This is a genomic window from Pseudoclavibacter helvolus (assembly GCF_014191305.1).
Classification (GTDB): Bacteria; Actinomycetota; Actinomycetes; order Actinomycetales; family Microbacteriaceae; genus Pseudoclavibacter; species Pseudoclavibacter helvolus.
Window position 1 is genome coordinate 1,230,229 of the sequence record NZ_JACHWJ010000001.1, and the last position, 11,717, is coordinate 1,241,945.

At 65.6% G+C, this 11,717-nt stretch carries 12 protein-coding genes; 3 read left to right on the plus strand and 9 right to left on the minus strand.

The genetic code is table 11. The features are described from left to right. Positions 1-63 precede the first annotated feature (63 nt). On the plus strand, positions 64-693 hold the full coding sequence (locus FHX72_RS05825; protein WP_068480843.1) for an O-methyltransferase: 630 nt from the start codon (positions 64-66) through the stop codon (positions 691-693). 69 nt (positions 694-762) lie between these two features. On the opposite strand, the gene FHX72_RS05830 is transcribed toward FHX72_RS05825, so the two are convergent. After that, positions 763-933 carry a DUF3117 domain-containing protein gene (locus FHX72_RS05830; RefSeq protein WP_082775374.1) on the minus strand — a complete coding sequence of 57 codons (171 nt, stop codon included), beginning with the start codon at positions 931-933 and terminating at the stop codon, positions 763-765. Positions 934-1,150: 217 nt separating this feature from the next. Between FHX72_RS05830 and FHX72_RS05835 the strand changes: the two genes are divergently transcribed. Then, positions 1,151-1,747: a superoxide dismutase gene (locus tag FHX72_RS05835; protein WP_068494563.1), complete on the plus strand. Its 597-nt coding sequence runs from the start codon at positions 1,151-1,153 to the stop codon at positions 1,745-1,747. An 81-nt stretch (positions 1,748-1,828) separates the two neighbouring features. Here the strand turns inward: FHX72_RS05835 and FHX72_RS05840 are convergent, their stop codons facing one another. The 3 genes from FHX72_RS05840 to dapE form a co-directional block, all read right to left on the minus strand. After that, positions 1,829-2,269: a hypothetical protein gene (locus tag FHX72_RS05840; RefSeq protein ID WP_156475748.1), complete on the minus strand. Its 441-nt coding sequence runs from the start codon at positions 2,267-2,269 to the stop codon at positions 1,829-1,831. Between the two features lie 381 nt (positions 2,270-2,650). Then, positions 2,651-3,910: a hypothetical protein gene (locus FHX72_RS05845; RefSeq protein WP_068494565.1), complete on the minus strand. Its 1,260-nt coding sequence runs from the start codon at positions 3,908-3,910 to the stop codon at positions 2,651-2,653. Beyond that, a complete protein-coding gene (gene dapE / locus FHX72_RS05850) occupies positions 3,892-5,022 on the minus strand; it encodes a succinyl-diaminopimelate desuccinylase (protein WP_183623588.1) in 1,131 nt (376 codons plus the stop codon). The genes FHX72_RS05845 and dapE overlap by 19 nt, the downstream gene beginning before the upstream one ends. Positions 5,023-5,097: 75 nt before the next feature. Between dapE and dapD the strand changes: the two genes are divergently transcribed. Beyond that, positions 5,098-6,081 carry a 2,3,4,5-tetrahydropyridine-2,6-dicarboxylate N-succinyltransferase gene (gene dapD / locus FHX72_RS05855; RefSeq protein WP_068480828.1) on the plus strand — a complete coding sequence of 328 codons (984 nt, stop codon included), beginning with the start codon at positions 5,098-5,100 and terminating at the stop codon, positions 6,079-6,081. Between the two features lie 170 nt (positions 6,082-6,251). Here dapD and FHX72_RS05860 read toward each other — a convergent pair whose 3' ends face one another. The 5 genes from FHX72_RS05860 to typA all read right to left on the minus strand — a co-directional run bounded on the left by FHX72_RS05860 (position 6,252) and on the right by typA (position 11,599). Next, positions 6,252-7,586: a citrate synthase gene (locus tag FHX72_RS05860; RefSeq protein WP_082775373.1), complete on the minus strand. Its 1,335-nt coding sequence runs from the start codon at positions 7,584-7,586 to the stop codon at positions 6,252-6,254. A 130-nt stretch (positions 7,587-7,716) separates the two neighbouring features. Continuing rightward, on the minus strand, positions 7,717-8,847 hold the full coding sequence (dapC, locus tag FHX72_RS05865; RefSeq protein WP_183623590.1) for a succinyldiaminopimelate transaminase: 1,131 nt from the start codon (positions 8,845-8,847) through the stop codon (positions 7,717-7,719). Then, entirely contained in the window at positions 8,844-9,170 is a 327-nt protein-coding gene (fdxA, locus tag FHX72_RS05870; protein ID WP_061710753.1) for a ferredoxin, read from the minus strand. The genes dapC and fdxA overlap by 4 nt, the downstream gene beginning before the upstream one ends. Beyond that, positions 9,167-9,637 (minus strand): hypothetical protein, encoded by a 471-nt coding sequence (locus FHX72_RS05875; RefSeq protein ID WP_068494570.1) that lies wholly within the window; start codon positions 9,635-9,637, stop codon positions 9,167-9,169. Before FHX72_RS05875 ends, fdxA begins: the two co-directional genes overlap by 4 nt. Positions 9,638-9,682: 45 nt before the next feature. After that, entirely contained in the window at positions 9,683-11,599 is a 1,917-nt protein-coding gene (typA, locus tag FHX72_RS05880) for a translational GTPase TypA (RefSeq protein ID WP_183623592.1), read from the minus strand. Between the last annotated feature and the right edge of the window lie 118 nt (positions 11,600-11,717).

Genomic DNA, 11,717 nt, shown 5'->3' on the forward strand with positions numbered 1-11,717 from the left:
AGACTCGCCAGCCGAGACTCGGCATTCGGGTCCCGCGGCCCAAGCCGACGCTAGTCTTGAAGAATGTCTGAACTGGAGCTCAGCTCGCGTTACATCAACGAGCGAATCGTGGACGATGCACTCGTCCGGGATGCTCGTCAGTTGACTCTCGAGCTCGGCCTTCCGCTGCCGTCTGCGGCGACCGCCGCCCACCTGACGTTCCTCGCCGCCGCGACAGGCGCATCCACGATCATCGAGATCGGGACTGGCGCAGGTGTGCTGACCCACTCAGTCTGGCGCGGCGCGCCCAACTCCACGATCACGTGCATCGATGCCGAGCCCGAGTACCTCGGCCACGCCCGACGCCTCCTGATCTCGGCGGGTGCGCGCGGCGCGAGCCTGCGCTTCATCACGGGCCACCCGCAGGACGTGCTGCCCCGCATGACCGAAGGCGGCTACGACCTCGTCGTGATCGGTGGCGACGTCGCCCACATCGGCGCCCACCTCCAGCACGGGCTCCGCCTGATCCGCCCAGGCGGGACCATTGTCGCCCTCGGTGCCCTCAACGGCGGCAAGGTGGCATCCCCTGCCCGGCGCGACGCTCTCACCAGCGGGCTGCGTGCGCTCTACTCCGAGTTCGACCTGCAAGACGACCTCCGGCTGTCATTGCTGCCCCTTGACGGCGGCATCCTCCAGCTCACGAAGCTGCGCTAGTCACTGCAACCCGGCATAGAGGAAGGGCGTCGACCGAGTGGTCGACGCCCTTCCTTTCGTGCGAAACGGCTATTCGCCGACGACTGCGCTCAGCGCATCGCGAAGCTCGCGGGCCTCGTCGTCGTTGACGGACACCACGAGGCGCCCGCCACCCTCGAGGGGTACACGGACGATGATCAGCCGTGTTTCGCGGATGGCTTCCATAGGTCCGTCACCAGTACGCGGTTTCATCGCGGCCATAATTGCGCCTCCAAGATTTGTGCAGTGTCTCCCTAGTATCCCAAATTCGTGGACGGAGTGTGCAATCGGCCCTCCGGAATGTGAAAAATCGCGAATCTAAAACACACCGATTTGCTTCCAAACGACGCGGGGAACGGCCAGAACCGAGGTGTAGCGTCGATTTCTGTTGGCACCGAGGGTGCCTTCTGCTCTAGCCAGATGATCGAAAGGACCTCCCGTGGCTGAATTCACGCTTCCCGACCTTCCATACGACTACGCGGCACTCGAGCCCCACATCTCAGCCCGAATCATGGAGCTGCACCACGACAAGCACCATGCGACCTACGTCAAGGGCGCGAACACGGCGCTCGAGCAGATCGCCGAAGCGCGTGACAGCGGCAACCTGGCGAACATCAACAAGCTCGAGAAGGACCTTGCCTTCAATCTCGGCGGACATGTCAACCACAGCGTGTTCTGGACGAACCTCTCGCCTGATGGCGGGGAGCCAGAGGGCGGCATCAAGGACGCCATCGACGAGCAGTTCGGCGGCCTTGACAAGTTCCAGGCGCAGTTCACGGCCGTGGCTCTCGGCGTCCAGGGTTCCGGCTGGGCGGTACTCGGCTACGAGCAGACCGGCGGCAACCTCACCACGTTCCAGCTGTTCGACCAGCAGGGCAACATCCCGTTCGGGGTCACGCCGCTGCTGCAGCTCGACGTGTGGGAGCACGCGTACTACCTCGACTACCAGAACGTGCGAGCCGACTACATTAAGGCGTTCTGGAACATCGTGAACTGGAAGAACGTCGGCGAACGCCTCGACGCTGCGCGCGCCTGACACGACCGGCACCTCAGCAGACGGCGATCGCCGCATCCGAGAAGGGATGCGGCGATCGCTCTCTGCGGTTCGGGCCCCGGGTCAGCCCTTCGCGATGGCGAGGACTTGTTCGAGCGCTGCCACGCACTCCCCGTCGGTCTCACGCGTGATCGTCACGACGGTCTTGTCCTCGACGTAGTGGCAGATATCCGCATTGACTCCCTCTCCGTGCACGACGTCGTCGAGCGTGTAGACGGTGCCAGCCCCGAGCGACTCCGTCACGTACGCCGAGCTACCGAGGCTCTGCCCCTCGGCCGAGCTCTCGAACTCGTCGAACGTCGAGGCCGCGTCGAAGTCCTCGCTCGCGGGAATGGTCGCAATGTGCAGCGTCGTGGCACGCCATTTCTGCTCGGCGGACTTCGTCGGCGTCCAACTGCAGACATTGTCGCTTGCGTCCCCGAGCTGGACGAGCTCGTCCCCCGGCGCCCCGAAGAAGATGGACTGGAACGTCACGAGCTCGGGGGCCAGCAGGTCCCCGTTCATGGCATCGGTGAACTGAACGCACTGATCCGCTGAGTCGATCGAAGCGACAGCCCAGTTCGCAGCCGGCTGCTCTGTCCCCCCGGGCTGTACCGTCGCGGTCTCCGTGGCGTCTGCAGTCGTCGAGGCTGCCGCGGTTGCTGACGATGTGGCCGCCGGCGTGGCCTCCCCCTGCGTTGCCTGGCACCCTGAAAGAGCTAGCACGCCGACCGCCGCGATAGCGGCGATCCGCCCCACCCCGAGTAGTTCCATTCGATTTCCCCTTGTCTTGACGACGCTCACGCGCCGGTGCGTTTACCTGCACTCAATGTAGGGGTCGACCTGGGGTTTCAATGGCCGCAACTGTCACGCTCCGGACACGGAACGGCCACGTTTTGGACCGGGCTAGGCGGGTGTCCAGTCCCCCTCGACCGTGTACCAGCAGAAGTACAGCCAGAGCAGCTGGCCAACGAGCATGAGCACCACAACGCCAACCCGATAGAGCGGCGATTTCGGAATCGCGATCGCCCCGAGAACTGGGAACATCGGCATGAGGAGGCGGAACGTGCTCGACTGAGGGAAGAACACCGCGAAGAGGTACGTGAAGTAGCTGAGCAGCCAGATCCGGATCTCGATGCCGAGCCTCCGCATGACCGGAAGCGCGATGACGCCAAGCACGACGACGACGAAGAGCACGACGATGACCGCGCCGATCGGTTGCCCGAACCAGAACGTCGAGCCGTGGAACCAGCCGGTGAAGGGCACGAGCTCGATGGGGCCCGTGTAGTGGATGCGCCACGCCAGCTCGGTATCGATGTACGCGGAGGGCACTCCCGTCACCGCCCACGCGATGAGCAGCCAGCCGAAGCCGGCCAGCGCCGAGAGCAGGCCGGCGATCATGACCTTGACGACCTCCGGCCGCGGAAAGTCCTCGCGGCCCTTCACGTGCATCCACCAGCGGGCGAGGAAATAGAGGCCAAGCGTCATGGCCCACGCCAACCCTGTGGGGCGCGTGAAGGAGGCGACCACGATGACGGGAAGCATGACCAACCACTGCCGCTTGATGAGCAGGTACAGCAGGAGGGCGACGAAGAAGTTTTGCGCGCTCTCGGCGTAACCGAGCTGCAGGAGCGGACTTGTCGGCCCGATGCAGAAGAGCAGCGTCGCGAACGACGTCGTGCTCTTGTCCACGACCAGCGCGAGCGTGCGGTTGAAGACCCAGGCCGCGGCGAACCCGAAGGCCGTCGCCACGAGTACCGAGGCCACCTCCCAGGGCAGCGTCGTCACGACCATGAGCGCACGCACGAGCATGGGATACACGGGCATGAACGCCCAGGCATTCTCGGTGACCTGACCATCGTCGTTTCTCGGCAGCTCACTGGAATAGCCGTACGGGCCCGTCGCGATGCGCTCGTACCAGGCGGAGTCCCACAGGTTCGAGAAGGTCCACAGGTCCGGCTTCGCCGGCGACTGCCACGTCTCCTGCTGCTGCGACGCGAACGCGAGCAGGAAGATCGTCGTGACGACTCGGGAGGCGAAGAAGATGATGGCCACCTGGGCCAGGGCGGGCAGACGACTCCAGTAGTAGGAGAAGTAGGTCGGCCTCGTATCGGCGGCGACGGTGAACTCGTCGCGTCCGGTTCGCGCTAGCGTGAGGTCAGCCACGTGCGGAGCCCCTCCTCGACGCGCGTGATCTCTGTGAGCAGCACTCGCTCGTCGTCTGCGTGGGCCTTGAGGGGGTCGCCCGGGCCGTAGTTGACCGCCGGAATCCCAAGCGCAGAGAAGCGCGCGACGTCCGTCCACCCGTACTTGGGCTTCGCCTCTGCCCCGACGGCCTCCAGGAAGCCCTGGGCAAGGGGGGCGTCCAACCCGGGTCTCGCGGCAGGGGAACGGTCGACGAAGTCGAGCTCGAAGTCGCCGAACCACTCGCGAAGCTTCGCCTCAGCCTCGTCGAGCGACTTATCCGGCGCGAAACGGTAGTTGACGTGCACCACGCACTCGTCCGGAATGACGTTGCCGGCCACCCCGCCCGAGATTCGCACTGCGTTGAGCCCCTCGCGGTAATCGAGCCCCTCGACGGGCACCGTCGCGGGAGTGAACTCCGCGAGCCTGGCGAGGATCGGCGCAGCCTTGTGGATCGCGTTCTCCCCCACCCAGGCTCGAGCGGAATGCGCGCGCTTGCCCCGCGTGCGGATGTCGACGCGGATAGTACCGTTGCAGCCGCCCTCGACTTCGCCCTTGGTGGGTTCGCCGAGGATGGCGAAGTCGGCGGTGAGAAGGTCCGGCCTCGCGTCGGCGAGCCTCCCGAGCCCATTCAGATCGGAGGCGACTTCCTCGTTGTCGTACCAGATCCAGGTCAGATCGACGGCGGGCTCGGTGAGCTCTGCGGCGAGCCTGAGCTGAACCGCGACCCCGGCCTTCATGTCGACCGTCCCGCGGCCCCAGAGGTACTCGCCAGGCGGCGTGCCTGGCACGTCAGCGTCGGCCTGCTCCTGAGAGAGCACCTCGATCCGCGTCGGGAGGTTCTCGTTGATCGGCACGGTGTCGATGTGACCAGCTATCGCGACCCGCTGCGCACGCCCTAGGGAGGTGCGCGCGACGATCGTGTTGCCGAGGCGAAGCACTTGGAGATGCGCAAACGGTGCCAGTGCCGCCTCGATCGCGTCGGCGATCCTCGCCTCGTCACCCGACACCGAAGGAATGTCACAGAGCATCCTGGTGAGTTCGGTCGAGGGTCGCGTCAGGTCGATGGTGTCGGCACTCGCGAAAGAAGACATGCGTTCAAGCCTAAGTCCTCCGATCGACCGCCAAGCGGTGCCCGCGCGGGCCCATCGCTGGGTAGCCTGGAGCGCATGACCAACGATGCACCCACATCCAACGACCCGCGGACAGCGTGGGGCGACGGCCTCGCCACGATCACGAACGACGGACAGGTGCTCGACGCCTGGTTCCCGACGCCAGCACTCGGCCCATTGCCGGAGGGCCGCGACCCGCACATCTCGCCCGCCAGCTTCGCAGCTCTCGCCTACGACGACGAACGCCGCCAGGTGCAGGTCAGCCCGGTCACGGTGACCGTGCAGCTCGACGAGCCAGTGGGGAGCGTGGTTGACGCCTACCTCCGCCTGCACCTGCTCAGCCACCTTGTGGTCGAGCCGAACAGCATCAACCTCGATGGCATCTTCGGCCACCTGCCGACAAACGCGTGGACCAACGTCGGCCCCATGCGACCGGAGCTGGCCGCCAGCTCGCGTGCGACCCTCCAGCGCGAGGGTATCCAGGTCTACGCGATCGACAAGTTCCCGCGACTCCTCGACTACGTGATGCCGGCGGATGTCCGCATCGCCGACGGCGGCCGCGTGCGCCTGGGCGCGCACCTCGCTCCCGGCACCGTCGTCATGCACGAGGGCTTCGTCAACTTCAACGCCGGCACGCTCGGCCGTTCCATGGTCGAAGGTCGCGTCTCTCAGGGGGTCATCGTCGGAGAGGGCAGCGACATCGGCGGCGGCGCATCCATCATGGGCACGCTCTCGGGCGGCGGCGTGCAGCGCATCCGAATCGGCGAGCGCGCCCTGCTCGGAGCGAACTCCGGTATCGGAATCTCCCTCGGTGATGACTCGATCGTCGAGGCCGGCCTGTACGTCACCGCTGGCACGAAGGTCTCTCTCGTCGGCCAGAGCGACCCTGACGGCCAGATCGGCGAGCCACGTTCGGTGAAGGCTGCGGAGCTCTCCGGCGTGCCGAACCTGCTCTTCCGACGGAACTCGCTCAACGGTGCCGTCGAGGCCATCGCGCGCACGGGTTCGGGCATCCAGCTCAACGACGCCTTGCACGCGTAGCAGCTGCTCCGCTCCCCGGAGACAGAACAACACTCCCCGCTGGCCACCTGTCGTGCGGCTCGAGCGGGGAGTGTCTTGTTCGTTCAGCGTAAGGCGAGAGCCGCCGGAGCGGAAGCCCTCTCAGGGGTTTCCATGCTCCGGCGGCACTCTTGTTCTCCGGCGGGCTGAGCTCAGAGGAGCTGGAAGCCGCGGTTCTCCGGGTAGTGGCGTTCTGGCTCGCCCGTGTACAGCTGCTGCGGGCGACCGATCTTCGTCTTGGCGTCGGCGTTTGCCTCGCGCCAGTGCGCGAGCCAGCCTGGCAGCCGGCCGATGGCGAAGAGGACCGTGAACATGCGCGTCGGGAACCCCATGGCCTTGTAGATGAGGCCCGTGTAAAAGTCGACGTTCGGGTAGAGGCTTCGCTCTTTGAAGTAGTCGTCGTTGAGTGCGACCTGCTCGAGCTGCGTGGCGAGCTCCAGGAGCGGGTCGTTGACGCCGAGGGCGGCGAGCACCTCGTCGGCGGACTCCTTGACGAGCTTCGCGCGAGGGTCGTAGCTCTTGTAGACGCGGTGGCCGAACCCCATGAGGCGCACCCCGTCTTCTTTGTTCTTCACGCGCTCGACGAAGCGGTCGACGCCCTCGCCGGATTCCTGGATCTGCGCAAGCATCTTCAGGACGGCCTCGTTGGCGCCACCGTGGAGCGGGCCGTTGAGGGCGCTGATGCCAGCCGAGATCGACGAGTACATGTTCGCCTCGGTCGAGCCGACCAGGCGCACGGTCGAGGTCGACGCGTTCTGCTCGTGGTCGGCGTGCAGGATGAGGAGGCGCTCGAGCGCCTTCGAGAGCACGGGGTTGACCTCGTACGGCTCCGCGAGATTCCCGAAGTTGAGCTTGAGGAAGTTGTCGACGAAGTCGAGCGAGTTGTCCGGGTACAGGAACGCCTGGCCGATGCTCTTCTTGTGCGCATAGGCGGCGATGACCGGGATCTTCGCGAGGAGGCGGATGGTGGACTGCTCGACCATCTCGGGGTTGTGGACGTCGAGCGAGTCCTCGTAGTAGGTCGAGAGCGCGTTGACCGCGCTGGAGAGCACGGACATCGGGTGCGCGTGCGGCGGCAGTGCCGTGAAGAAGCGCTTGAGGTCTTCGTGCAGGAGCGTGTGGTGGCGGATGCGATCCGTGAAGTTCTCGTACTCGGACTCGGTGGGGAGCTGACCGTAGAGAAGCAGGTACGCGACCTCCAGGAAGCTCGACTTGGAGGCGAGTTCCTCGATCGGATAGCCGCGGTAGCGCAGGATGCCGTTGGCACCATCGATGTAGGTGATGGCCGACTTGGTCGACGACGTGTTGACGAAGCCCTGGTCGAGCGTTGTGTACCCGGTCTGCTTCATGAAGGTCGAGATATCGACCGCGTCAGCACCTTCCGTGGCACGCAGGACGGGGAACTCAGCTGTCCTGTCGCCGATCCTGAAGGTGGCCGAGAACGCCTCGTGCTGGTGGGCCTCAGCCTGCTTGTGCTGTTCAGTCACAGATCCTCCTCGAGCGGGTGGGGGATGCTCCCCGGCGAGCACGCAGAACGCGCAGTTTCCTCATAGCCTAATCGGTCGACAAGGTGACTATGCGAATCCACAATGAAACCCGCGATGCGCTGTTCGTTATCTACTGAGCTTTCGCGGAATGGTCATGACTGGCCGCGTAGAGGCGCCGGGCAGCCTCGTCCACCTGGTCATCCGTGGCTGTCAGCGAGACGCGAACGTTCCGCCCACCGGCCTCACCGTAGAAGACGCCTGGGCCGCCGATGATGCCAAGGTCGGCCAGTTCACCGATCGTGGTCCACGAGTCGTCGCCCTTGGTGCCCCAGAGATAGAGGCCAGCTTCGCTGTGCTCGATGCGCAGCCCCCAGGCCTCCAGCGCCGGCAGCAGCGCATCTCGTCGTCGCTGGTAGCGGTTGTACTGCTCGACGGCATGGTGATCGTCTCCGAGAGCCGCTGCGATGGCCGCCTGCACTGGCGCAGGGACCATGAGCCCCGCGTGCTTGCGTGCCACCAGGAGGCGAGAGATGAGGGCCGAGTCGCCAGCGATGTAGGCCGCGCGGTACCCCGCAAGGTTCGATCGCTTCGAGAGCGACGAGCACGCGAGGATGTTCGTGAAGTCGCCGCCGTTGACCCGCTCGTCGAGGATGCTCGGGATGCGCTCCCCCGCCCAATCGCCCCAACCGAGTTCCGCGTAGCACTCGTCGTTGATGATGACTGCCCCGAGCTCGCGAGCGCGGTCGACTGCAGCCCTGAGCTCCTCGACTCCGAGGACTCGCCCATCTGGGTTGCCGGGACTGTTGAGCCAGATGAGCTTCGTCGATTCGGGCCAGGCAGCGGGGTCGTCGCTCGCGAACCCGGTTGCGCCGGCGAAGACGGCGCCGATCTCATAAGTCGGGTAGGCCCGGGATGGGTAGACAACCGTGTCACCGACACCCAAGCGCAAGAAGAATGCGGCCGTCGCGACGAACTCCTTGGAACCGACAGTGAGCATGGTGTTCGCGCGCTCGAGGCCGGTGACGCCGCGGCTCCTGGCGAACCACGCGACGACGGCGTCTCTGGCTTCGTTGGTTCCGATCGTCGTCGGGTACGAGTGCGCGTCCGCGTGCTCCCGAAGCGCCGTGCGCACGATCTCGGGAGTCGGGTCGACGGGCGAACCGATGGAGAGGTCGACCGCTCCGGCTGGATGCGCCTTCGCGCGCTCGACGTAAGGGGTGAGCTGGTCCCACGGGTAGTCGGGGAGCTCGCCGAGCGTCACGCGCCTTCCCCCTGCGGGTCGAGCGCGGCGATCAGCGGGTGGTCGTGGTGGATGACGCCCACCTTGGCGGCCCCGCCCGGGGAGCCGATCTCGCTGAAGAAGTCGACGTTGGCGGTGTAGTACTCGCTCCACTCGTCGGGCAGATCATCTTCGTAGTAGATGGCCTCGACGGGGCAGACGGGTTCGCAGGCACCGCAGTCGACACATTCGTCAGGATGGATGTAGAGCATCCGATCGCCCTCGTAGATGCAGTCGACGGGGCACTCATCGATGCAGGCCCGGTCTTTCACGTCGACACAGGGAAGGGCGATGACGTAGGTCACTGGGGTGACTCCTCCTCGTTCGAGTGCGATCTTCCATCGTACTCGTCGCGAGCGCGTACTGTCCGCACGCGCCGGCTCGGCAACTCGGGCCAGAAGGCACAGGCAGCAGCGACCAGCGAGGCCAGGGCCAGCCAGGCAAGCCCGAACGCGTCGCCCACGACCACGACGCTCGAGCCGGGATTCCAGAGCCCGAGCCCACCGACGGCCACCACCACCCCGACCGCGAACCCAGTGGTCATCCACCGGTCGACGAGGTACAGGCGCAGGCCGATTCCGAGGCACAGGATGCACACGAGGCCGAGCACGATGCCCACCCAGAGCGTGGTGTCGAAGAGCTCGACACGCCCCCGGTGGAGGAACGTCGTCACCGTGCCGACGATGACGCCAAAAACCGCGTAGAGCAGCGCGCCGAGGATGCGTTCCCCGGCTCGCTGCTCTACAACGGGCTGTTCGATGACTTCCGTCATACGACCTTAATCTTCACCGCGAACCCTGGAGGCTCGCACGTTCGACTACTGCTTCTTGGCGCGCGACGTCGCACGAGCACGTGCGTTGCCGTCAAGGAGCAGCTTGCGGATGCGGATCTTCTCGGGCGTGACCTCGACGCACTCGTCTTCGCGAGCAAACTCGAGTGACTCCTCGAGCGTCAGGACGCGGGAGGGAGTCATCGACTCGAACGTGTCCGCGTTGGCGGAGCGCATGTTCGTGAGCTTCTTCTCCTTGGTCACGTTGACGTCCATGTCGTCGCCGCGCGAGTTCTCGCCGATGACCATGCCCTCGTAGACCTCTTCGGTCGGCTGGACGAAGAACGACATGCGCTCCTGCAGGGCGATCATCGCGAACGGCGTCGCGACTCCCGCGCGGTCAGCGACGATCGAACCAGACGTGCGGGTCGTGATGGGGCCAGCCCACGGCTCGTAGCCGTGCGAGATCGCGTTCGCGATGCCCGTTCCACGCGTGCTCGTCATGAACTCGCTGCGGAAGCCGATGAGGCCTCGCGACGGGATGACAAACTCCATGCGAACCCAGCCGGTGCCGTGGTTCGACATGGACTCCATGCGGCCCTTGCGGGCAGCGAGAAGCTGCGTGATGGCGCCGAGGTGCTCTTCAGGCGAGTCGATCGTGAGGTGCTCGTACGGCTCGTGCGTCTTGCCATCGACGATCTTCGTGACCACCTGTGGCTTGCCCGCCGTCAGCTCGAAGCCCTCGCGGCGCATGTTCTCGATGAGCACGGAGAGGGCGAGCTCGCCACGACCCTGGACTTCCCAGGCGTCCGGGCGTCCAATGTCGAGCACGCGGATCGAGACGTTACCGATCAGCTCGCGATCGAGGCGGTCCTTGACCATGCGTGCGGTGAGCTTGTGACCCTTGACCTTGCCCATGATGGGCGAGGTGTTGGTGCCAATCGTCATCGAGATGGCGGGCTCGTCGACCGTGATGCCTGGCAGCGGACGGATGTCCTCCGGGTCAGCGATCGTCTCGCCGATCATGATCTCGGGGATACCGGCGACGGCGACGATGTCGCCGGGGCCAGCCGAGTCGGTCGGGACGCGGTCGAGCGCCTTCGTCTCGAGCAGTTCCGTGATGCGCACGTTGTGCACCGAGCCGTCGTTCTTGACCCAGGCCACGTTCTGGCCCTTCTTGAGCGTGCCGTTGAAGACGCGCAGGAGGGCGAGACGGCCGAGGAACGGCGAGCTGTCGAGGTTCGTGACGTGCGCCTGGAGCGGCGCCTCCGGGTCGAAGGCTGGCGGCTGGATGTGCTTGAGGATCGTCTCGAAGAGCGGCTCAAGGTCGTCGTTGTCCGGCAGCTCGCCGTCGGCGGGCTGGTTGTGCGATGCGGCACCGGCACGGCCGGAGGCGTAGAGCACGGGCAGGTCGAGGATGCCGTCGAGGTCGAGGTCGGGGACCTCGTCAGCCATGTCGGAAGCGAGGCCCAGGAGGAGGTCCTGGCTCTCGGCGACGACCTCGTCGATGCGAGCATCGGGACGGTCGGTCTTGTTGACGCACAGGATGACCGGGAGCTTCGCCGCGAGTGCCTTGCGGAGCACGAAGCGGGTCTGCGGGAGGGGGCCCTCTGAGGCGTCCACGAGAAGGACAACGCCATCGACCATGGAGAGGCCGCGCTCGACCTCACCACCGAAGTCGGCGTGGCCAGGCGTGTCGATCACGTTGATCGTGATCGGGCCATCCGTGGCGTGCTTCCCCTTGTAGGAGATCGCCGTGTTCTTGGCGAGGATCGTGATGCCCTTTTCACGCTCGAGGTCGTTCGAGTCCATGACTCGGGCCTCGGTCGAGTGGCTGTCGTGGTCACCGAACGAGCCGGTCTGCTTCAGCATGGCGTCGACGAGGGTGGTCTTGCCGTGGTCGACGTGCGCCACGATGGCGACGTTTCGGAGTTCAGAACGGTGGGCGACAGGCACAGCAGTCATTCAGGGGTGCTTTCATTTGAGAAAAGGGCAGTTCATCCTACGTCACGGAGGGCATGCCTCCCGACCAGCGCGGACTTGACCCGTTTTAGCCAGGTCTGGGCCAGCACTGGCCGATGGT